This window comes from Pseudoalteromonas distincta, from assembly GCF_000814675.1.
Taxonomy (GTDB): Bacteria; Pseudomonadota; Gammaproteobacteria; order Enterobacterales; family Alteromonadaceae; genus Pseudoalteromonas; species Pseudoalteromonas distincta.
Window position 1 is genome coordinate 130,960 of the sequence record NZ_JWIG01000021.1, and the last position, 23,540, is coordinate 154,499.

Annotated in this window: 17 protein-coding genes; 6 read left to right on the forward strand and 11 right to left on the reverse strand. The window is 41.1% G+C overall.

What is annotated here, in order from left to right; translation table 11 throughout:
- Window positions 1-124 precede the first annotated feature (124 nt).
- Both acnA and QT16_RS12980 read left to right on the forward strand, forming a co-directional pair.
- The gene (gene acnA, locus QT16_RS12975; protein ID WP_039488638.1) at window positions 125-2,869 is read left to right on the forward strand and encodes an aconitate hydratase AcnA; all 2,745 of its coding nucleotides are present in this window, start codon (window positions 125-127) and stop codon (window positions 2,867-2,869) included.
- 449 nt (window positions 2,870-3,318) lie between these two features.
- Window positions 3,319-3,573: a hypothetical protein gene (locus tag QT16_RS12980; protein ID WP_039488639.1), complete on the forward strand. Its 255-nt coding sequence runs from the start codon at window positions 3,319-3,321 to the stop codon at window positions 3,571-3,573.
- Here the strand turns inward: QT16_RS12980 and QT16_RS12985 are convergent, their stop codons facing one another.
- The 4 genes from QT16_RS12985 to QT16_RS13000 all read right to left on the reverse strand — a co-directional run bounded on the left by QT16_RS12985 (window position 3,574) and on the right by QT16_RS13000 (window position 8,619).
- Complete coding sequence (locus QT16_RS12985) at window positions 3,574-4,122, reverse strand: DUF4124 domain-containing protein (RefSeq protein ID WP_039488640.1); 549 nt, start codon at window positions 4,120-4,122, stop codon at window positions 3,574-3,576.
- Window positions 4,123-4,262: 140 nt separating this feature from the next.
- Complete coding sequence (locus QT16_RS12990) at window positions 4,263-5,003, reverse strand: phosphoadenylyl-sulfate reductase (protein ID WP_002961106.1); 741 nt, start codon at window positions 5,001-5,003, stop codon at window positions 4,263-4,265.
- Between the two features lie 43 nt (window positions 5,004-5,046).
- Complete coding sequence (gene cysI / locus QT16_RS12995; RefSeq protein ID WP_002961104.1) at window positions 5,047-6,744, reverse strand: assimilatory sulfite reductase (NADPH) hemoprotein subunit; 1,698 nt, start codon at window positions 6,742-6,744, stop codon at window positions 5,047-5,049.
- Window positions 6,745-6,804: 60 nt separating this feature from the next.
- Window positions 6,805-8,619, reverse strand: a complete 1,815-nt coding sequence (locus tag QT16_RS13000; protein WP_039488642.1) for an assimilatory sulfite reductase (NADPH) flavoprotein subunit — start codon at window positions 8,617-8,619, stop codon at window positions 6,805-6,807.
- Window positions 8,620-8,922: 303 nt separating this feature from the next.
- On the opposite strand from QT16_RS13000, the gene QT16_RS13005 reads away from it, so the two are divergent.
- Window positions 8,923-10,548 carry an endonuclease gene (locus QT16_RS13005; protein ID WP_039488643.1) on the forward strand — a complete coding sequence of 542 codons (1,626 nt, stop codon included), beginning with the start codon at window positions 8,923-8,925 and terminating at the stop codon, window positions 10,546-10,548.
- An 86-nt stretch (window positions 10,549-10,634) separates the two neighbouring features.
- Here the strand turns inward: QT16_RS13005 and QT16_RS13010 are convergent, their stop codons facing one another.
- Window positions 10,635-11,621 (reverse strand): SRPBCC family protein, encoded by a 987-nt coding sequence (locus QT16_RS13010; RefSeq protein WP_039488645.1) that lies wholly within the window; start codon window positions 11,619-11,621, stop codon window positions 10,635-10,637.
- Between the two features lie 418 nt (window positions 11,622-12,039).
- Between QT16_RS13010 and QT16_RS13015 the strand changes: the two genes are divergently transcribed.
- Window positions 12,040-13,539 carry a DUF3360 family protein gene (locus tag QT16_RS13015; RefSeq protein WP_039488646.1) on the forward strand — a complete coding sequence of 500 codons (1,500 nt, stop codon included), beginning with the start codon at window positions 12,040-12,042 and terminating at the stop codon, window positions 13,537-13,539.
- A 93-nt stretch (window positions 13,540-13,632) separates the two neighbouring features.
- Here QT16_RS13015 and leuD read toward each other — a convergent pair whose 3' ends face one another.
- The 5 genes from leuD to fabR all read right to left on the reverse strand — a co-directional run bounded on the left by leuD (window position 13,633) and on the right by fabR (window position 19,348).
- Window positions 13,633-14,232 carry a 3-isopropylmalate dehydratase small subunit gene (gene leuD / locus QT16_RS13020; protein WP_002961095.1) on the reverse strand — a complete coding sequence of 200 codons (600 nt, stop codon included), beginning with the start codon at window positions 14,230-14,232 and terminating at the stop codon, window positions 13,633-13,635.
- Window positions 14,232-15,632 (reverse strand): 3-isopropylmalate dehydratase large subunit, encoded by a 1,401-nt coding sequence (gene leuC, locus QT16_RS13025; protein ID WP_039488648.1) that lies wholly within the window; start codon window positions 15,630-15,632, stop codon window positions 14,232-14,234. The genes leuD and leuC overlap by 1 nt, the downstream gene beginning before the upstream one ends.
- 60 nt (window positions 15,633-15,692) lie before the next feature.
- On the reverse strand, window positions 15,693-16,769 hold the full coding sequence (gene leuB, locus QT16_RS13030; protein ID WP_039488649.1) for a 3-isopropylmalate dehydrogenase: 1,077 nt from the start codon (window positions 16,767-16,769) through the stop codon (window positions 15,693-15,695).
- Window positions 16,766-18,319 (reverse strand): 2-isopropylmalate synthase, encoded by a 1,554-nt coding sequence (leuA, locus tag QT16_RS13035; RefSeq protein ID WP_002961090.1) that lies wholly within the window; start codon window positions 18,317-18,319, stop codon window positions 16,766-16,768. The genes leuB and leuA overlap by 4 nt, the downstream gene beginning before the upstream one ends.
- Before the next feature lie 405 nt (window positions 18,320-18,724).
- On the reverse strand, window positions 18,725-19,348 hold the full coding sequence (fabR, locus tag QT16_RS13040) for an HTH-type transcriptional repressor FabR (RefSeq protein ID WP_010555448.1): 624 nt from the start codon (window positions 19,346-19,348) through the stop codon (window positions 18,725-18,727).
- A gap of 126 nt (window positions 19,349-19,474) precedes the next feature.
- On the opposite strand from fabR, the gene QT16_RS13045 reads away from it, so the two are divergent.
- Both QT16_RS13045 and sthA read left to right on the forward strand, forming a co-directional pair.
- The gene (locus QT16_RS13045) at window positions 19,475-20,608 is read left to right on the forward strand and encodes an acyl-CoA desaturase (protein ID WP_024589509.1); all 1,134 of its coding nucleotides are present in this window, start codon (window positions 19,475-19,477) and stop codon (window positions 20,606-20,608) included.
- 13 nt (window positions 20,609-20,621) lie between these two features.
- Entirely contained in the window at window positions 20,622-22,052 is a 1,431-nt protein-coding gene (gene sthA, locus QT16_RS13050; RefSeq protein WP_007378904.1) for a Si-specific NAD(P)(+) transhydrogenase, read from the forward strand.
- 107 nt (window positions 22,053-22,159) lie between these two features.
- On the opposite strand, the gene hemE is transcribed toward sthA, so the two are convergent.
- Window positions 22,160-23,224 carry a uroporphyrinogen decarboxylase gene (gene hemE, locus QT16_RS13055; RefSeq protein ID WP_002961084.1) on the reverse strand — a complete coding sequence of 355 codons (1,065 nt, stop codon included), beginning with the start codon at window positions 23,222-23,224 and terminating at the stop codon, window positions 22,160-22,162.
- Window positions 23,225-23,540 lie beyond the last annotated feature (316 nt).

Below are 23,540 nucleotides of genomic sequence, written 5' to 3' on the forward strand. Positions count from 1 at the left end.
ACTATAATAACTGTATAAAATTCGTTCTCTAAACGCGATTTTTTACACTGGTATGTACTTTGCAACTCGAACACTACAGAGGTCACTCTTCAAAACATTTTTATAATTCATAAAGGGGCAAATAATGAATAATAGTTTCGATACCCAACATCAGCTCACAATAAATGGTGAGCAATATCATATTCATTCTCTAAAAGGACTTGGCGACAAAGCGAAACGATTGCCCTTTTCCTTAAAAGTACTACTTGAAAACCTTCTTCGTAACGAAGATGGCGTAAATATAAAAGAACAAGACATTCAAGCCCTTCTTAATTGGGATCCTCAAGCAAAGCCTTCATCTGAAGTTGCCTTTACTCCCGCCCGTGTTGTTATGCAAGATTTTACCGGCGTACCCGCTATTGTAGATTTAGCCGCGATGCGTGACGCAATGGAAAAGCTAGGTGGAGATCCTGCAAAAATAAACCCGTTATCGCCTGCTGAACTTGTGATTGACCATTCGGTACAAGTAGATGGCTACGGAAATGATGGTGCATTTGATTTAAATGCAAAACTTGAGTACGACCGAAATAAAGAACGTTATGAATTTTTACGTTGGGGACAAACCGCTTTTGATAATTTAAAAGTAGTGCCACCAGCAACCGGCATTGTTCACCAAGTAAACCTAGAATACTTAGCGCGCGTTGTTTTTAATGAAGAGCGCGACGGAAAAAAATTCGCTTACCCAGATACGCTTGTAGGGACTGACTCTCACACCACCATGATTAATGGCTTAGGCGTGCTTGGTTGGGGTGTAGGCGGCATTGAAGCTGAAGCAGCCATGCTTGGTCAGCCAATTAGCTTACTCATTCCACAAGTAGTAGGTATGAAGCTAAGCGGACGTTTACCTGAAGGTACTACCGCAACCGATTTAGTGTTAACAGTAACCGAAATACTGCGTAATCATGGCGTAGTGGGTAAATTTGTAGAATTTTATGGTGACGGCCTTGCCGACCTACCACTTGCCGATAGAGCAACCATAGCCAATATGGCACCAGAATACGGCGCTACGTGTGGTATTTTCCCAATTGATGATGAGACCATTAACTACCTTCGTTTAACAAACCGCGACGAAAAACACTTAAAAGTAATTGAAGATTACGCTAAGCATCAAGGCTTATGGCGTAACGATGGCGACGAAGCTAATTATACCGATACACTTGAGCTTAAATTAGATGACGTTGTACCAAGCCTTGCAGGCCCTAAACGCCCACAAGATAGAATTGCCTTAAACGAAGCTGGCAAAGTTATTGGCGATCATTTAAAAGGCTTCCAAGACGAACGTATGGCTCGTCGTGATAAAAGCGATGAAGAACAAGCTCGTATTGAGAGTGAAGGGCCGACAACAAATCCAGATGAGCCAGTTAACGAAGCGCAGTTTATGGGTGCCGCTAAGGTTAAATTTAAAGGCCAAGAGTTTGAGCTAAACGATGGCGCTTGTGTTATTGCCGCGATTACCAGCTGTACCAACACCTCTAATCCAAGTGTTATTTTAGCTGCTGGTTTGGTTGCTAAAAAAGCAAAACAGTTAGGCATTAATGTAAAACCTTGGGTTAAAACATCACTTGCTCCAGGCTCAAAAGTAGTTACCGACTACCTAGAAAAAGCTGGCCTGATGGGTGACCTAGAAAGCCTAGGCTTTAACTTAGTTGGCTACGGCTGTACTACGTGTATTGGTAACTCAGGGCCACTTGCAACTGAAATATCAGACGCGATTCAAAAACATAAATTAGTAGTGAGCTCTATTTTATCGGGTAACCGTAACTTTGAAGGGCGTATTCACCAAGATGTTAAAATGAACTTTTTAGCCTCTCCTCCGCTTGTTGTAGCTTATGCCATTGCAGGTAGAACCGATATTGACGTATACAACGAACCCCTTGCTCAAGATGCTAACGGTAACGATATTTACCTTAAAAACATTTGGCCAAGCGTTAAAGAAGTAAGTGACTTAGTTAAAGAAACCGTAACTAAGGAAATGTTTGAAAAAAGCTACGCTAACGTTTACGAAGGCGATAGCCGTTGGCAGCAAATTAAAATACCGGATGGCAAACTTTACGATTGGGATGATGCATCTACCTATATTAAAAAAGCACCCTTTTTTGATGGTATGAAAATAGAACCACCGGGCATTCCTTCTATTGAAGGTGCACGTTGTTTAGCTAAACTTGGAAATTCAGTAACCACTGACCATATTTCTCCAGCGGGTGCTATTAAAGCAGAAGCGCCAGCAGGTTTATACTTGCAAGAGAAAGGTGTAGATAAAGCGCAATTTAACTCGTACGGCTCACGCCGTGGTAATCACGAAGTAATGATGCGTGGAACGTTCGCTAATGTGCGCCTTAAAAACTTACTAGCTCCTGGTACTGAAGGCGGCGTAACACGTACTCAGCCTGGCGATACGCTAGAGAGCATTTATGATGCAGCAATGGAGTATCAAAAAAATAATACGCCACTCATTATTTTAGCGGGCAAAGAATATGGCACGGGTTCATCTCGTGACTGGGCTGCTAAAGGCTCACTTTTATTAGGCGTTAAAGCCGTTGTAGCACAAAGCTATGAACGTATTCATCGCTCTAACTTAATTGGTATGGGTGTATTACCGCTGCAATTTAAAGAAGGTGAAAGCTACGAGTCACACGGGTTAACAGGGCAAGAACAATTTGATATTGATGGCCTGTACGATAAAACCGATGAAGTTACCGTTATTGCTACAAATGCCGAAGGTAAAAAAGTAACCTTGAGTGCAGACGTACGTATTGATACCCCTAAAGAGTGGGATTACTACAAACACGGCGGCATTTTACAATATGTACTGCGTAATATGCTCGACTAACAAAGACAGTAGTTAATACATCTAAAAGCCCAGCTTAGTAATAAGCTGGGCTTTTTTATATGTGCTGTTTGTTGTCTTAAATCAATGCTAAGCATTTAAAGCGTGCCTACACTAGGGCCTGTTGACCTTTCAGGATTAAAATTTGTTCAACCTAGGGCTATTTAATCGCGGCGTGAGGTTTGTAACCTAGTGGGCTAAGTAAAAACCGAGCAAAGCTTCCGCGTCCTGCTCACGCCCCTTACCTACATCCATGTAGGCAACAAAGAGTAAATAGCCCCTAGGCAGAACCCTTCGAGCAGCGCATGTTTGGCATTTATTCCACGTTAACGCCTATTCATGGGGAATAACCACACTACATAGGCTCTGCCTTGCCTAAATACCAAACACACTGCTGCAAATTTAACCTCGAAAGATAAACAGGCCCTAGGGCTACTCTTAGTGAGGTAACTATGTCGCAAACAATGATAATTAGGCTGCTTAAAACATCAATAGTGCTTGGGTTGTGCCTTATCGTGACTGGCCATACGTTACTTGTATCGAACTACTTTACTGTCGAGCATGGTATTAAAGGAATAATTATAGCGGCGGCATGCATTGCTGTAGGCGTGCTGCTGTCGCTTCCCACTAAAATATATTTAACAGTATTATTGATGGAAGCCGAAAAACGTTATTTAAAAAACCATAAAAGCACTCACTCTAAATAATTAAAGAGCACTTAAATTATTAATTTCTTTATTACGTTTTTCTAGTTTGTCTTTTACATTTTCGGCGTCATTAAATAGCTTTTTAACCGAATCTGGGTTCAAAATACTGATCCCCTCTGGTGCAGCCGACATTGTGTTTGGAGTTGAAGAGGTATTTAAAATAGACGTGTCTTCTGCAGCAATAACAGTAATATCTTTAGGATCGAGTTTTACTTCAATACTTTTTGCATGTGGGTTAGGTGTATCAGAAAAGTGCCATTGGCCTGTTTCGTCTTGCCACTTATAAATTTTACCACTTGAGGTAGCATTTGCAGCAATTGGTTCATCAGAAATACTGCTCGCAATTTTATCGCCAGCTTGCTTAACACCCAGCACTGCTTGGTCCAAAGTATTGCTAGATAGCGCGACCATTCTTTCTTTAATTTGCTGAGATTCACTGCTAATTGATGATGCAGAAAGCCATGTTTGACCATCGGGCTTTTTTAAATAAAACAAAGAGATGACTGCAATAGCCATGATTGATATAGCTAAGTAGGTAAAGTATTTCATAGCGTTCCTGCTTTAATTAATCCTTTAATGTCTTGAGTCTAATAAAAAATACTTAATTAGGCAATTTTTTGTACCCTAATAAAATAAAAACGCAGCCGAAGCTGCGTTTTTATTTGCGATTTAACTACACCGTAGTGACGTTAAATACCGTCACCATCCATGTGTAGTCCACACTCTCGATTTAAACCAAAAAAGCGAGTTTCTTCCTCTGTCATTCCTGGTTCTAACTTACGTGTTGTATGTACGTCACCCATCGACACATAACCTTGTTCCCATAATGGGTGGTAAGGTAAATCATGCTTAGTCAGGTACTGATACACGTCGCGGTTAGACCATTCAATAATCGGGTACACTTTAACGGTACCACGGCTTATTTCTACAAACTGTTTATCAGCACGTGTAGATGATTGATCGCGACGCAAACCACTAAACCACGTGCCCGCTTCTATCTCTTTAAGTGCGCGGGTCATCGGCTCAACTTTATTAAGCTGGTTATATTGCTTAATACCGTCCTCACCTTGCTCCCACAACTTGCCAAACTTAGCTTCTTGCCATGCTGGGCTTAGCTGCGCTCTATACACCTTTAAGTTAAGTGATAAACGCTCACTCATTTGCTCAATAAACTGATACGTTTCAGGAAATAAATAGCCTGTATCTGTTAATACAACGGGAATATCTGGACGTTGTGAGGTCATTAAATGCAGCATTACTGCCGCTTGAATACCAAAGCTAGATGATAAAAAAGCCGTATTAGGCAAGTTATCAAGCGCCCATGCAACACGCTGTTCTGCGCTCATATTCGCTAGCAAACCATTAGCATCAGCTAACATAGCCGCCTGGCTTTGTTTATCTAGCTGTAAAATGTTTTTAAATTCACTCATGGTAAATTCCAAACCTCACCAGCGCTTTGGCGCTGGTATTTAATTAAGCGTGAAAATCGGTTACTGATACTTTTACTTCAGCAACTATGCCTTTGCGTATAACAAAGTCACCAAAACACTCACCGTCATTGCGCTCTTTTGCCCATTGCCCAATGAGCTTATCGAATGCTTCTAGGTAAACGTCTTCGCCTACGTTCTCAAGGTACAATTTAGGAATACGTGTACCTTCTAAATTACCACCTAGGTAAACGTTGTACTTACCTGGCCCTTTACCCACTAAACCAGCTTCTGCAAGCATTGCGCGGCCACAACCGTTAGGGCAACCTACAACGCGCATAATAATGCTGTCATCTGGTATACCGTGCTTAGCAAGTAATGCTTCAGTTTTTTCTACTAGGCTTGGTAAGTAACGCTCTGCTTCGGCCATTGCAAGTGGGCACGTTGGCAGTGAAACACACGCCATAGAATTTTTACGCTGCTGCGAATCTTTGTCGTCAATCAGGCCATGGCTACGTGCAATCTCTTCAATCACGGCTTTTTGATCTGCAGGTACGCCAGCAATAATTAAGTTTTGGTTTGCCGTCATACGCATGTCACCTTGGTGAACTTCTGCGATTTTACGACAACCTGTTTTAAGCGGCTTGCCTGGATAGTCTAAAATACGACCACTTTGAATAAATAGTGTTAAGTGGTGCTTACCATCAATGCCTTCAACCCAACCAATACGATCGCCACGGTGAGTAAACTCAAACGGGCGGCTTGGTGCAAATGTAACGCCTGAGCGTTTTTCTACTTCTGCTTTAAATACATCAACGCCAACACGGTCTAATGTGTATTTAGTTTTTGCATTTTTACGGTTTGAACGATTACCCCAATCGCGCTGCACAGATACAACATGCTCTGCAATTTTTAAGGTATCTTCGAGCGTAATAAAGCCAAAGTCATCAGCCTTACGCGGATACGTAGCCGTATCACCGTGAGTCATGGCAAGGCCACCACCAACAAGTACGTTAAAGCCAACAAGCTTTCCGTTATCAGCAATTGCCACAAAGTTTAAGTCATTCGCATGCACATCAACTTCGTTATTAGGCGGAATGGTTACCGTTGTTTTAAATTTACGCGGTAAGTAGTTAGATCCTAAAATTGGCTCTTCTGTGGTTTCTGCTTTTTCGCCATTTAACCAAATTTCGGCATACGCTTTCGTTTTTGGTAATAAATGTTCAGAAATTTTTGCAGCCCAGTCGTAAGCTTCTTGGTGTAACTCAGACTCAACAGGGTTAGTAGTACAAAGCACGTTACGGTTAACATCGCCCGCAGTTGCAATAGAGTCTATACCTACGCTGTTAAGCATTTGGTGCATGCCTTTAATATTCGGCTTTAGTACACCATGAAACTGAAACGTTTGACGCGTAGTTAAACGAATGCTGCCGTAGCTTGTTTTTTCATCAGCAAACTTGTCGATTGCTAACCACTGCTCTGGCTTAATAATACCGCCAGGCATACGTGCACGTAACATTACATTATGTAGCGGCTCTAGCTTTTGCTTAGCGCGCTCACCACGTATATCGCGGTCATCTTGTTGGTACATGCCATGAAAACGTATTAACTGAAAGTTATCGGCAGTAAAACCACCGGTAATTTCGTCTTTTAAGTCTTGCTCTATGGTGCCACGTAAAAAGTTACTTTCTCTTTTCAAACGTTCGTTATCAGAAAGTTTTACGTTTTTATCTTGTTCGCTCATTTTAAATCCTAAATTTGTTACAGTGACGGCTGCTAGCTGTTAATAAAATAAGAAACGTGATTAATACACGTCTTTCTGATAGCGGTTTGCGCTACGCAAATCTTTTAAATATTGCTCTGCGTCTTCATTGCTCTTGCCTGTGTTTTCTTTAACAATATCAAGCAAGGCGTTGTGTACATCTTTTGCCATGCGATTTGCATCGCCACAAATATAAAAGTGAGCGCCGGCTTCTAACCACTCAAACACGTCTTTACTGTTACTGCGTAATTTGTCTTGTACGTATACCTTTTCTGCTTGGTCACGGCTAAATGCAACATCTACTTTGTTAAGTAAACCCGATTTTAAATACCCCTGTATTTCTACTTGGTATAAAAAGTCTTGAGTGAAATGTGGGTTACCAAAGAACAACCAGTTTTTGCCTTGCGCTTCACGCGAATCACGCTCTTGTAAAAATGCACGGAACGGCGCAATACCCGTACCAGGACCAACCATAATCACCGGTGTATCATCGTTAGTTGGTAGGCGGAAATTGTCGTTGTGTTCGCTAAATACTTTAACTTTACAACCTTCTTCTGCACGGCGAGTTAAGTAACCAGTACAGCCACCTAAATGCTCACTATCAAATGCATCAAACTGCACTAGACCTAGTGTTAAATGTACTTCGTCTTCAACCTCAGCTTGGCTAGATGCAATTGAATACAAACGAGCTTGTAGTTTACGTAGGCAATCTACTAATGTTTGCGCATCAATTTTTGCTGGATTTTGGCGAATCACATCAAATATTTGGCGAGGTTCAATATACGCACGCATTGCCGCTTTATCTTCTACAAGCTTTAATAATTCAGGCGTACCTGTTGCTGTTGCGTATTTTTCTACAAAACCTGGGTACGACTGAGTCAGCTCTAGCTTTTCAATAAGTGCATCGCGTACGCTTAGCTCTTCATCACCTACTTTTACAATGCTTGTTGCATCTATTTGAGTAAGTGTAAGTACTTCATCAACTAATACATCGTCATTTAAAAAGTACACACCTAATGAATCACCTGGCGTGTAAGTAATGTCAGAACCTTCAAGCGAAATTTCAACGTGACGTACATCTTTAGTCGAGTCGCGACCGGTAATTTTTTGAACAGTTAATAGCTCTGCTTCAAATGGATTTTGTTTTGTATATTGGCTTGCTGCAGAGGTAGGAGCGCCAAATGGCATTGATACAACTTGACCACCAGCGGCTTCTTGCTGCGCTTTTAAATCAGGTTCAAATGCATCAACTGCACCGGCGATCCACGTAGCGGCTTCATCTTCGTAATCTACATCTAAATCAGCACGTTGATAGATAGTTTGTGCACCGAGTTTATTTAAACGCTCTTCAAAATCTTTTGCTGTCTGGCAGAAAAACTCATAGCTAGAATCACCTAAGCCAATAACCGCTATTTTCACATCGTCTAGTTTTGGCGCTTTTTTAGTGGCTAAAAATTCGTGGAGTGTTTCTGCGTCTTCTGGTGGCTCACCTTCGCCGTAAGTAGATACAACGATAGTTAAAAACTTTTCTTTTTTCAGGGCTGTTGGTTTGTAATCTGACATGCTAACAAGCTTAACTGCTAAGCCTCGCGACTCAGCCTGCTCTTTCATTTTGGTAGCTACACCTTTTGCGTTACCTGTTTGCGAACCATATAAAATAGTTAGCGCTGCTGCATCACCCGCAGCCGGTACGCCTGCCGTAGGAGCACCTAACGCAGCCGAATTAGCATTTGCAGCTAAGTAACCACTTACCCACGCTTGTTGAATTGGATTAAGTTCAGCCACTAAACCTTGCAGCTTTTGTATTTGATCTTGCGATAGCGGGCTTGCCGCAGCATTTAGTTGACCTAACAACATGAATCGATTCCCCATAACCCTGAAAATTAAACACAACACACTTTGTGTATTGTTAAAAATGAGTTTTACCTCATCCAGAGCGTATCTGTTGAGGTTTTCTAAGTTAGTAGGATAACGGGCTCAGCATAGATAAAAAAAGAATAGAATCTGCTTTGATATTCCATTTAGTTATTAATTTATAAAAATACCTTCAAAAACAGATTAAAGACTTATTATTGCCTTTTACTGCACTTTAAATTAACAATTTTGTAACCTAACTAATGTAGGGTATATTCTTCATTCAAAATAAAAATAGGAACAACTATGTTACACGGGAAATATAAAAATAAACTACTTAGTACCGCTTTGTTACTTGGCTCATTACCTGTAATGGCCAATGTAGCTAATGGCGGATTTGAACAATGGTCAGGTAATTCACCTAGCTCTTGGAGCACTATTGATAGCGGAATCAGCTTAACGCGCTCAACTAGTACAGTTAAAAGCGGTAGTAGCTCTGCTGCTGTCAATGTAACAACAGGATCGCAAAGTAACACTGATTTACTACAACAGGTTGCTGTAGAAGCTGGTAAAACCTATAACTTTTCGGCTGATGTTTACCACACCGAAGGTAAAATTAAAGCGCGCTTATATGTAGATGGCTATCAAGGCTATTCGAATCAAGCACAAACTAACCAATGGCAAACAATTAGCCATAGCTATACAGCAAGCAGTGATAAAACAATTAGTATTGGGCTTAGGTTTTACGATGTAAGTGGATTTGATGGCAGCGAAACCGTATACGTAGATAACTTTTTACCAAATACTGATGGCAACGCATCAACAAGTTGCACCGACAATAGCCTTACCTTAACGCTTAACACCGATAATTACGGTAGCGAAACTAGCTGGGCCGTTAATAACAATCAAGGTAGCGCTGTTGCTAACGGCAGTGGTTACGCATCAAACACTCAGTATGATGAGCAAATATGCCTAACTGATGGTACTTACACACTTGTTATTAGCGACAGCTACGGCGATGGCATGTGTTGTTCAACAGGTAATGGCAACTATGCGCTTAAGCAAGGCTCTACCACACTTGCTAGCGGTGCAAGTTTTAATAATACAGACAGCACGGCATTTACTTTAGGTAGTGGCTCTGGTGATGGCAGCGGGACCAACCCGACACCCACTGGCTACTATGTTACTGCTCAAGGGTTATCAGGTTATGCACTAAAAACTGAGCTTTATAATATTATTAAAGATCATAATGCACAGGGTTACTCGGCTATTTGGAATTTTTACGACTCATCTGCACGTGATAAATACTTTGAAAACGATAACAGCATTTTAGATATGTATAGCGAGAAACCAAACGGCTCAGATAGCTACAATTATACTGCGGTGAGTGACCAATGTGGTAACTATAGTGGAGAAGGCGGCTGTTACAACCGTGAGCATTCATTTCCTAAAAGCTGGTTTGGCGGCACTATTGAGCCAATGAACTCAGATGTGCATCATATTTACGCAACCGACGGTTATGTAAACTCAAAACGTAGTAACTTCCCATTTGGTGAAGTAGCAAGCGCTTCATTTACATCAACCAACGGAAGTAAATTAGGTTCTGCCGCAAGTTCATTAAATTACTCAGGTACTGTATTTGAGCCAATTGACGAATTTAAAGGTGACTTTGCACGTGCTTATTTTTACATGGCAACGCGCTACGAAAATGTAATAGGCACTTGGCAAACCAAAACGACCTCAAGTAATGCAGTGCTTAATGGTTCAAGCAACCAAGTGTTTGAAAGCTGGGTTGTAGCCATGCTGCTTGACTGGCATAACAGCGATCCTGTAAGCCAAATGGAACTTGACCGTAACCAAGCAGCCTTTGAATTTCAAGGTAATCGTAACCCGTATATCGACCACCCTGAATTTGTAGAAATGATTTGGTAAAAGTTAGCAGTTAAAACAAAAGCCTTTGCAAATGCAAAGGCTTTATCTTTTAGTGTGTGATATTTTTTAAAATATGATGATTTAAGCTAATTATAAGAAACAGTTGCGATAAGTGACTTTTCAGCTCTGTGTTTCATCAACGTTAAAAGTGAATGATGGAAATCTTGAAATATCATCTCTCCCCATATTCGTGAATAAATACCAAAATTTGTATTGTCTTGCACGGTCGTTTTTAACGTTAAAATTGTATTGCCGCTTTTTTCTTCACTTAGCTGATAACCACCGTAAAGTGGAGAAAAGTATTCACCGCCTAATTTTACGTGTTTATCGAGTGCATCATCGGGAATAGCATCTGGGTCTATATCAAATCTATAATGCATCTGTTTATTTGGTTGCCAGTCGGTTATTACTTCTTTAAACACAACGCCTTTTTGCCAAGTACTTGTGCGAACAGCGCCTATACCGCTAGCATTCATACTTGCCTTTAATGGCTTTGGTACACCAATTAATTGAGTGAGTGAAAAAGGCACTTCCTGTGGTTTTATATCACTCACATTAGCTAACTGTTGCCACACAACATTGATGGGCGCGTTAATAGTTATTGAATTTGTTACTTCGTATGTTTTTGATAAATTTAAAAAATTAACTTCAATAGGTGAGAGCAATATAGGTAACAACGCGATTGATAATAAAGAACTATTCGCTTTTTTTATTTCACGCTTTCTAACAAAACCCGCAAGTAATCCACCAATACTGGCAAAAAACATAAAAGCAGGCAAAGCCATAGCCACACAAATACTGCCTTCAAGCAAAGTAATTACACTTACAAATAAAAAAACAAAAATAGGCTGCCAAGCAATCGTGACCATTTGCCTTTTAGTTAATGTTTTTGATTCATTGTACTCAAAGTGAATACGAATATAGCCAATTGCAACGGGCACTAAAAACATAAATGATATAGAGACTAAGCTACCTAAATTGTAAGCATTGACTAGCTCTACAAACAGTCGCATAAATATGCCGTAAAGCGTACCAAGTAAAATACCAATTGATTTAGGGGAGTTGAGTTGCATCTCTATTCTTTATTGTTGTTATTAACAATCCGAAAGTAACAGAAGTATTATTTCACCACAAATAAAACGAAATTAACGGCTGCTACCAATAAGCTTTTCAAACAAAGCGGCTTTTACAACCACTAAGACTAAAGGATAATAACCTGCCATTAACACTATTTCCCGCTATAAACAGAGATCAAACTCTTTAAAAATAAAATCAAGCCATTGATTTATAATAACTTTAAATCAGTTTGTGTAGTTTTATAATTTTTAACGTAAAGCTGATTGTCAGATTAACTGTATTAAAAACAACCATGCACGACCTTTTGCCTATACATAGCAGCCTAAAAGCTGATCTACCCTGCATATTCAATATTCATTTGCTTTAACAAAAGCCGTATTTATTTGATTAAGCAACAATGTTGCAGGAGAACGCATGCAAACTACACCACCCGGTGATGCACCATCAAACACGCACAAGAATGCTCAAAGTTACGAGCAACTTCACAAGCCGAGTTCAGAGTTTAATACTCGCGACGAGTATCTCGAACATGAATTACAAATTATGCAGCCTAAGCGCTGGCGTCCTAATTTACCGTTTAGAGATTACCGATTTGAATTTGAAGACACCATTCCAGCAATGGCGGGCACTATTGGTAAAGTCGTTATGGTGGGGGCTATTGCGGCAACATTTGCAGCACCTCTTGGTTTAAGCGATGCGTTTGTTTTAGAAAACGTGCGCTACGAATTACTCATTGTTTCTATTTTTATCATCTTATTCTCAGGCTTTATTTTACCAACAGCTAACTTGGCTGGTACTCATGGCCCTCTTATACCGTTAATTCCTATTGTAGTTGCAGCTGGCGGCCACCCTATGGCGTTTGGCTTACTCATTGGTGCCTTTGGTTTTATTTTGGCCATAACCAAGGGAGGAAGTATGCTCGCGCGCCTAACCAGTAAAGGTGTATGTGGCGGGCTACTCATTTATTTAGGCTTTATTGGTACTATTTCGCAGGTTAAAAAGCTGTTTGCCTGGGCTGAGGCCATTGATATGGCGCATATTGCGTTTATTGTTATTTTAGCCACCATTTTATTGTATGCGCTATTAGAGCACTTTAAAAAGCGCTGGTTAGCTGTGCCGTTAAGCTGCCTTATTGGTGGCGTGGTTGCCTTTGCTTTAGGTGCACCGTTTGAGTTTCATACTGCTCCGGGTTTACCAAATATGAACCCAGCTTACTGGTGGGGCGAAAACACAGGTTGGATGCTAGGTTTACCAACGCTTGAAAGCTTTGTTGTTGTACTCCCATTTGCAGTGCTCGCCGTTGCTATGTGGTCTCCTGATTTTTTAGGGCATCAAGTTTTTCAAAAAATTAGTTACCCACAACGTACTGAAAAAGTACAAATGAATATAGACGACACCATGCTAAGCGCATCGGTTAGGCAAACATTTGGCTCACTTGCCGGTGGTGCTAACTTTACCTCATCGTGGGGAACTTACATTGTACCTGCTGCTATTGCTAAACGCCCTATTCCGGCTGGCGCTATTTTAACAGCCGTATTTTGTATTATTGCAGGTTTATGGGGTTACCCTATGGATTTAGCCATTTGGCAACCTGTGCTTTGTGTTGCGCTTATTGTAGGAGTGTTTATCCCGCTACTTGAAGCTGGCATGGAAATGACGCGCGAAGGCAAAACAACGCAATCAGCCGCTATTGTGGTGTTTGCCTCAACCTTGGTTAATCCGGCTTTTGGTTGGTCGCTTACTATGTTACTTGATAACTTAGGGCTTATTGGCTGTAAAGAACGTAGCGCTGAGCTAACTAAAATGAGCCGCTGGGTGATTCCACTTATTATGTTTGTGCTACTTACCACTGTAATGGCAATTGTAGGCATGTTACCTGGTATACCTGCGTTAATGGCTGACTTTAGACATTAAGCCTTAGGTACTGAACCTAATATTTACCCACAAAAAAGCACGGCAATTGCCGTGCTTTTCAATACGTGAATTTACTATATACAAGTTAAACAATTACTGCCAAGGGCGCTCAGCTGCTAGTTGTTTTTCAAACGCATCAATCTGTGGGTTTAGTGTTTCGGTTACACCAATAAAATCTAAGCCACTTAATAAGCGCTCTTTTACGTCTTTACGAATATCAAAACTAATTGGCGCAAACTTACTACTTGTTAGTGTTTGATTTTCAAGGTCGATTTCAATGTTAATATCGTCGTGCTGCTCGCTAAGTACAAACAATTGCTCAAGCGTGTCGGCAGGTAACGCTATGGCTAACATTTGGTTGTTACCACAGTTATTAAAGAAAATATCTGCAAAGCTTTCAGCTAAAATAACTTCAAAACCATATTGCTTAAGTGCCCATGGCGCGTGCTCGCGAGATGAGCCACAACCAAAGTTGTCGCGCGTTAATAATATTTGCGCGCCTTGGTAGCATGGGCGATTTAAAATAAAGTCAGGGTTTGGCTCACCGTTATCTAGGTAACGCCAATCATAAAACAAGGCTGCATCAAAACCTTCGCGGCTAGTTGATGTTAAAAACTGCTTAGGAATAATTTGGTCAGTATCTACATTGTTTTTATCAAGTGGAGCCATTAAGCCACTAAAAAATACGCTCATTATGCTTCTCCTCTAATATCAACAAAGTGACCATGTATTGCAGCGGCTGCCGCCATTGCAGGGCTAACTAAATGTGTACGCCCGCCACGACCTTGGCGACCTTCAAAGTTACGGTTAGAAGTAGATGCACAACGCTTGCCTGCTTCTAGGCGGTCATCGTTCATCGCTAAACACATAGAACAACCTGGTTCGCGCCATTCAAAGCCTGCGGCTTTAAAAATATCGGCTAAGCCTTCGTCTTCAGCTTGTTTTTTAACTAAGCCAGAGCCCGGTACAATTAACGCCTCTATGCCGGCTACAACTTGCTTGCCTTCAACAATTTTTGCCGCAGCACGTAAATCTTCAATGCGGCTATTTGTACATGAGCCAATAAATACCGTGTCTACTTTTGCGCTTGATAATTTATCGCCCGCTTTTAAGTCCATGTATTTAAGTGCGCTGCGAATGGCATCGGCTTTAATTAAATCTGGCTCTTTATCTGGATCGGGTATGCACTCATCAACACCAATTACTTGCTCTGGGCTTGTGCCCCAGGTAATTTGCGGTTGAATGTCGTCAGCATTTAGCTCAACAACTAAATCAAAGTGTGCGCCTTCGTCTGTTTTTAAGGTTTCCCAATATTCAACGGCTGCATCAAAATCTGCGCCTTTAGGTGCAAACGGACGACCTTTTAAATAATCATAAGTAATTTGGTCAGATGCAATTAAACCCGCTTTTGCACCCATTTCTATGCTCATATTACATAGCGTCATACGGGCTTCCATTGAAAGCGCTTCAATGCCTGCACCACAAAACTCTGCTACATAGCCTGTGCCACCAGCAGTACCTAACTTGCCAATTACCGCCATAATTAAATCTTTAGCAGTAACCGTTGGGCGCAATACACCGTTAATTTGAATTTTTAACGATTTCGCCTTTTTTTGCTGTAGCGTTTGAGTTGCTAATACGTGCTCAACCTCAGACGTACCAATACCATGCGCTAATGCGCCAAACGCACCATGCGTAGAAGTATGGCTATCGCCACATACAATGGTTGTGCCTGGCAAAGTAATACCTTGCTCTGGGCCCATTACATGGACAATGCCTTGGTTAATTGAGTTTAAATCGTAAAGTACAATACCAAACTCTTTACAGTTTTTATCAAGCGCCATTAATTGGTTTTTAGATACTTCGCTTGCGGCATCAAGTGATCGGCTTTTAGTCGATACGTTATGATCCATCGTTGCAAAGGTTTTTTCTGGGCAACGTACAGTACGGTTTTTTTCACGTAGACCTGCAAAAGCCTGCGGAGAAGTAACTTCATGCACTAAATGGCGGTCAATATAAAGTAAGTCGGTTTGCTCATTTATGCTGGCAACGGTATGTGCTTGCCAAATTTTGTCGTATAACGTTTGGGCCACTTGCTAATTCCCTAATCTGTTTGAGTTGCAGCATAACGGTGCTGCAACTTTAATATGTTATTAAATACGTGAAACGATGGCTGCTGCCACATCGCTTGTGCTGTAACCTGCATTTGGATATATATCTGGCGTGCCTACACCTGCTTCTACAGCTTCTGCCACTGCTTTTTCAATGGTGCGCGCAGCTTCGTCTTGCCCTAGCGAGTAACGTAGCATTAATGCGGCACTTAAAATTTGTGCTATTGGGTTTGCAACGCCTTTACCTGCAATATCTGGTGCTGAACCGCCTGCTGGCTCATACAATCCAAAACCCGATTGATTCAAGCTTGCCGAAGGTAATAAGCCCATTGAGCCTGTGATCATGGCGCACTCATCTGACAAAATATCGCCAAATAAGTTATCGCAAAGTAGTACGTCAAACTGGCTAGGCTGCTTAACTAACTGCATAGCGGCGTTATCTACGTAAATGTAATCTAGGCTGACTTCTGGGTAGTCTTTGCTTACTTCGGTGACTACTTCGCGCCATAATACGCTTGATGCAAGTACGTTTGCTTTATCAACAGAGGTAACATGGTTACTACGTAATTTTGCAGCTTCAAAAGCAAAGCTTGCAATACGTTCGATTTCTTTTCGTGAGTATGTTTGCGTATCAAAAGCAGCTTCTTCAGCGCCTTCGCCGCTACGGCCTTTTTCGCCAAAATAAATGCCGCCGGTTAGCTCGCGCACACATAAAATATCAAACCCTTTTTCGCTAATATCAGCGCGAAGTGGTGACGCTGCACTTAATGCTGGTAATAACTGTGCAGGGCGCAAATTACAAAACAAACCAAAGTGCTTACGAAGCGGCAATAACGATGCGCGCTCAGGCTGCTCGTTTGGTGGTAAGTTTTCCCATTTAGGACCGCCTACCGAACCAAATAAAATAGCGTCAGCGTTTTCACACGCTGCAAGTGTGCTCTCTGGTAATGCTTTACCAAATTCATCAATGGCTGCGCCACCAATTGCATAATGCTCACGGTTCAGGGTAAAACCAAACTTATTGCTCACAGCATCAAGTACTTGTTCTGCTGCTGCCATCACTTCTGGACCAATACCGTCGCCAGCTAATACGGCAACGCTGTAGTTTGTTTTACTCATCCTGCTTTCCTTTGTTGTTTTAAATCAGACACTTTTTGTGCACGATAAATTAAGTTATAAACACGGATCATGGCGCGTACCGACGCTTCAACCACATCCGCTGCAATGCCCGCACCGTGGTAAGGTCGGCCATCGTATTTAGCTATAATATTTACTTGGCCTAATGAGCTTGCACCTTGACCTGTCGCTTCTAAGTTATATTCAATCATTTCAACGCTCATACCGGTTAAGCGCTCAATAGCTGCAAACGAGGCTTCTACTGGACCATTACCTGTCGCGGCTTCTTGTTTAGCTTCGCCATCAATGCGCATTCCAATCGTAGAGCTTGCTACCGATTGTGAGTTAGAGGCTGAGTTAACAAACTCTAATTGGTATTTTTCGTCTTTGTCGTTAATTTGATTAAAGTAAATCATTGCCTCAAGGTCGTAATCGTATACGGTGCCTTTTTGGTCAGCCAATTCGATAAAGCTTTTGTATAAGCCATCCATATCGTAATCAGATTTTTGATAGCCTAACTCTTCTAAACGGTGCTCAATAACATGACGACCCGAACGCGAAGTCATATTTAATTGGTTACTTGGCACACCAACGCTTTCTGGCGACATAATCTCATAAGTATTTTGCGCTTTTAATACACCGTCTTGGTGAATGCCAGAACTATGCGCAAAGGCGTTTTCGCCAACAATCGCTTTATTTGGTTGTACTGGCATATTACAAATTTTAGCCACTTGACGAGATGCGCGGTAAATTTCTTCACTTTTAATATCTGTGTATACTTTTAAATGGTCTTTGCGCATTTTCATGATCATCGCCACTTCTTCAAGCGAGCAGTTACCAGCCCGCTCACCAATGCCATTAATAGTACACTCAATTTGGCGTGCGCCGGCTTGCACTGCAGCCACCGAGTTTGCTACTGCTAAACCTAAATCGTTGTGGCAATGCACACTTAAACGCGCTTTATCAATATTTGGCACGTTATTCATTAAATGGCGGATCATCGCGGCGTATTCGTCTGGCGTTACAAAACCTACGGTATCTGGCAAGTTAATAGTTGAAGCTCCGGCGTTAATAGCCTGCTCAACAATTTTACATAAATCCCAATGCGGCGTACGACCGGCATCTTCACACGAAAACTCAACATCATCAGTATAGTTACGCGCCAATTTAATTGATTTAACAGCCATTGCCGTTGCATCATCTAGGCTCATACGTAATTTATGTTCAAGGTGCAAAGGGCTTGTAGCAATAAAAGTATGAATACGGCTTTGTTGTGCTGTGCGAAGTGCTTCGCCACAGGCTTCAATGTCTTTGGCAACAGAGCGTGCTAAACCACAAATAATCGGACCTTTTACCTCGGTTGCAATACGTTGCACCGAGCGAAAATCAGCAGGGCTCGAAACCGGAAAACCCACTTCCATCACATCCACATTCAAGCGGCTAATTGTATGTGCTAATTGAATTTTATCATCTTCAGTAAGGCTTGCTTTAAGCGCCTGTTCGCCATCACGTAAGGTGGTATCAAAAATCCATACTTTATCTTGCTCTTGCATAACTGCCCCTCATTCCTATGTTACCCAAATTTCAATTAATCCCAGCCGCGAGATAAAAAAAACCCCGCAATTGCGGGGTTTTTAGTGTTCAACTCGATGCAAACACACTAATCCCCGCTTACTTGCCATAGCAGTAAGAGGTTAAGTTTTAGTGTAATTAAACGAATAATATGCATCTTGTTTTCTTGTGTGTGTGTTCAGTGAAGCCTATTTTTAACATTCATAGCCGCACCAAGCAAGCATAAATATTCCACATAATAGATTTAAAAACGATTCAATTGGGTTTTTTAATTCAACACAGGTCCATATAAAGAATTAAAATAACAAATACGTAACCAGCGACGCTTAAATTAATAAGCACTGTAATATACCGTGCTTATATTAACTTTTTGCAATTTTTTTAAGCTATGCTTCTTTATTCGTTTCTCTTACGTAATGCCCGGCTCCACGAGTAATATAACGCAGCTGCCAAATAACGCGCTCAATCAATTCGTCGCGTTGCAACCCTTCTATATCGAGCGCCTCTGCACCCGCATTAAATACGAGCGTTACCATAGATTCAGCCTGAATATAGGCATGCATAGCATTACATTTAGTTTCACTTTCTAAATAATGAGCCAGCTCTAAAATAAAATGTTTTACCTCGCGGGCTACAGCGGCTCTAAATGCTTTAGAAGTCCCAGAGCGTTCACGTAGTAATAACCTAAATTGATTGCTTGAGTTATCAATAAACTCCATAAAAGTAACCACTGAGGTATTTATAACACTGCCGCCATCGTTTGCTATTCGTCTGCGTGCTTGACGCATTAGTTGACGAAGGGTTAAACCGGCTTCGTCTACCATGGTTAAACCTAGCTCATCCATGTCTTTAAAATGACGATAAAAAGAAGTTGGGGCAATACCAGCTTCTCGTGCAACTTCGCGTAAACTTAAATTCGAAAAACTATGATCAGCACTCAGCTGATTAAATGCCGCTTGAATTAACGCCTGTCGTGTTTTTTGTTTCTGTTGCGCTCTAACACCCGACATCAACAGCTCCCTGAATTATTTTATATGAATATTTAGTGATATTAGCTCAATTGTCCAGTCTAATACTTGACGACGAGAGTTTGAAATACTATTTTAGCTTACAGTTGTACGCTGAGATTGAGAATTATGAATAAACCACCGATTATTTGGACAAACGTCCTATTTTTTAGCCTAACCTTTTTGGCGGCTGCCACACTTGTACCTTGGTACGCCATTAGCTACGGATTTACCAGCGCGCATTGGATTGCTTTTGTTGGCTGCATGTTTTATGCAGGCTTATCAATTACTGCTGGCTACCATCGATTATGGGCACATAAAACCTATAACGCACACCCTGCTGTTGAATTTATTTTTGCGCTTGGCGGTGCTTTTGCACTACAAAACAGTGCTTTGCATTGGAGTAGCGATCACCGTATACATCACGGTCAAGTTGACGACCCTATAAAAGACCCTTACGCGGCTACCAATGGTTTTTGGTATAGCCATATCGGCTGGATGTTACGTGACTACCAAGGCGATAGCTACAACGACTATAGTAATTGTCGTGATTTACAACGAAATAAAGTCGTTATGTGGCAACATAAGCACTACTTAAAACTAGCTATTGCTATGAACGTAGGTTTGCCTCTTGCACTTGGTTTATTAGTTGGTGATGTGTGGGGTATGTTAATTCTTGCAGGTTTACTACGCTTAGTACTGAGTCAACACTTTACCTTTTTTATAAATTCGGTTGCACATATTTGGGGCTCTCGCCCATACACCGAAAAAAATACGGCACGCGATAACGGCTTTTTAGCGTTATTTACATACGGTGAGGGGTATCACAACTTCCACCATATATTTGCAAGCGACTACCGTAACGGTATTAAATGGTTTCATTACGATCCAACAAAATGGATGATCCGCTCTTTAGCAGCTGTTGGTTTAGCTAATAAATTGAAGCGTACACCTGTTGAACGTATCGAAAAAGCAAAGGCCGAAACGCTAATGAGCAAAACGCAAACGCGTCTTGCAAAATTGCCTTTAGCACAAGATAAGATTACATTATTACAACAAGAGTACGATTTACTGCTGAAAAAACTGCAAAATTATTGTTCACTACAAAAACAAGTGTTAGAAGTTAAAAAAAATAACATGGCAAAGCAGTGTGAACGCTCAGCATTAATGGCACAATACCATGAGTTGGAAGCCGCCTGGGAAAATCAAAAACAGGCATGGCTAGCACTTAATGCGAGGTTATTAAAAGCCTCTTTTAATTAATTTAGGAGTGGCTGTGGCCAAACAACCAGAACAAAAAAAAGTACCCGTGACATACCAATATGATGCAATAATTATTGGCACGGGTCCTGGCGGTGAAGGTACCGCCATGAACCTTTCAAAAAACGATAAAAAAGTAGCGGTTATTGAACGCCAAGAATCAGTTGGTGGCGGTTGTGTACATTGGGGAACAATTCCTTCAAAAGCGCTTCGCCACTCTGTTAGCCGCTATATTGAATACAAAGCAAATCCGTTATTTAATGTTGGTGAGCGCCCTAGCCGCTTAACATTTCCTGATATTTTACGTCACGCAAGTTCTGTTATTTCTAAGCAATCTAATTTACGTAGTAGCTTTTACGATCGTAACCGCATTCATATGTTTCAAGGTGATGCGAGCTTTGTAGATAAGCACACAATTGAAGTAAAACGAAATGATGGTTCAACTGAGCGACTGACTGCTAAAACGATTGTTATAGCAACGGGTTCACGCCCTTATCGCCCACCAGAGGTAGATTTTACGCATTCTCGTATTTACGAAAGTGACACAATACTTGGCCTTGAGCATGACCCTCATCGTGTACTGATTTATGGTGCAGGTGTAATTGGTTGTGAGTACGCGTCAATATTTAAAGGTTTAGGCGCTAAAGTTGATTTAGTTAATACACGTGACCGACTACTTGCTTTTATGGATGCTGAAATATCTGACGCGCTTAGCTACCACTTTTGGAACAGCGGCATTGTTATTCGCCATAACGAAGAGTTTGACCGAATAGAGACCCGTGACGACTGCGTTATAATGCATTTAAAATCAGGTAAACGCGTAAAAGCTGACTGTATTTTATTTGCTAATGGTCGTACTGGTAACACTGATACACTAAATCTTGAAGCCATTGGCTTAAAAGCCGATAGCCGTGGCCAATTAAAAGTTAACGAAACATACCAAACAGAAATTGATAACGTTTACGCTGTAGGTGATGTAATAGGCTATCCAAGCCTTGCAAGTGCTGCGTTTGACCAAGGTCGTATAGCTGCTGATGCAATTGCATGTGGTAACTGCGATGACAGGCTGATTGTTGATATTCCGGCCGGTATTTATACCATCCCAGAAATGAGCTCAGTAGGTAAAACAGAGCAAGAGCTTACAGCCGCTAAAGTACCGTATGAAGTTGGCCGTGCTCAGTTTAAGCATTTGGCTCGCGCGCAAATTGCTGGTACTGAAGTAGGTAGTTTAAAAATATTATTCCACACTGAAACCAAAGAAGTACTTGGCGTACATTGTTTTGGCGAACGTGCCTCTGAAATTGTTCACATTGGCCAAGCTATTATGGAACAAAAAAATGGTGGCAATAATATCGACTACTTTGTAAATACCACATTTAACTACCCAACCATGGCTGAAGCCTACCGTGTTGCGGCATTAAATGGCTTAAATCGCTTATTTAAATAACCGCTTAAATAAGTAGTTTTAAAAGCCTTTATAAATAGGTAACAAAAAACCCGCAACTTAGCGGGTTTTTTACTTTTAAACAGTTTTAAAGCTTGTTTAAGTGACTATTACTTATGGTACTTAGCACTTAGCTCATGTACTGCATTAATGAATACGCCAGCATTTTCAGGGTCTACATCTGGTGTAATACCGTGGCCTAAGTTAAACACGTGGCCATTGCCTGTACCAAAGTCTTCTAAAATAGTGCCTACTTCTTGGCGAATACGCTCTGGTGTACCGTGTAACATAGATGGGTCCATATTACCTTGTAGAGCTACTTTATCACCCACGCGGCGCTTAGCGTCGCTGATATTAATAGTCCAATCAAGACCGATTGCATCACAGCCTGTTGCTGCAATAGCTTCAATCCATTGACCACCATTTTTAGTGAACAAAGTAACCGGTACTTTACGACCGTCGTACTCACGAATTAAGCCATCTACAATTTTATGCATGTATTGTAGTGAAAATTCGTTGTAATCGCGCGGGCTTAATACACCGCCCCATGAGTCAAATACCATTAGCGATTGCGCGCCAGCTTTAATTTGAGCATTTAAGTAATCAATAACTGAATCAGCTAACTTATCGAGTAATAAATGAAGTGTTTGCGGTTCTGCAAACGCCATTTTTTTAATTTTACCAAATACTTTGCTGCTACCGCCTTCAACCATATACGTTGCTAGCGTCCAAGGTGAACCAGAAAAACCAATGAGTGGTACTTCGCCTTTAAGCTCACGACGAATAGTACTTACTGCGTTCATTACGTAGCCAAGCTCGTCTGTAGGGTCTAACTTTGGAATTTTTTTAACATCAGCAAGAGATGAAATAGGACGTTCGAACTTAGGGCCTTCGCCAGTTTCAAAGTAAAGACCTAAACCCATCGCATCTGGAATCGTTAAAATATCACTAAATAATATAGCGGCATCTAACGGGTAGCGACGTAGTGGCTGCAGTGTAACTTCACATGCAAGCTCAGCATTACGGCACAGGCTCATAAAATCGCCCGCTTGTGCACGTGTAGCGCGATACTCTGGTAAATAGCGTCCTGCTTGGCGCATCATCCATACCGGAGTTACATCAACAGGTTGTTTTGCAAGTGCACGTAAATAACGGTCGTTTTTTAATTCGCTCATGGCGTAAATGATCCTAAGACTTGTATAAATTGTGCAAGATTGTACCACCATATTCTCCGACCCTCTATTGCTTAGGGACGAAAACAGCTTTACCTAGAGGTAGATCAATAGAATAGAGTTTTTTAATCCCTTTTGACTATAAAATAAACAAAAATAAATAACATTTAAAACTTTTTATTAATATGTTTGCAACATCGCAAAATCCTTGTTATTGTTTGTCCCGCGTTAACAAAAACAATAATAAAAATCTTAAAACAATAAAAATAAATGTTTTAAAATAATAACAATAAAAATCATCTCATAAAAATAAGAAAGC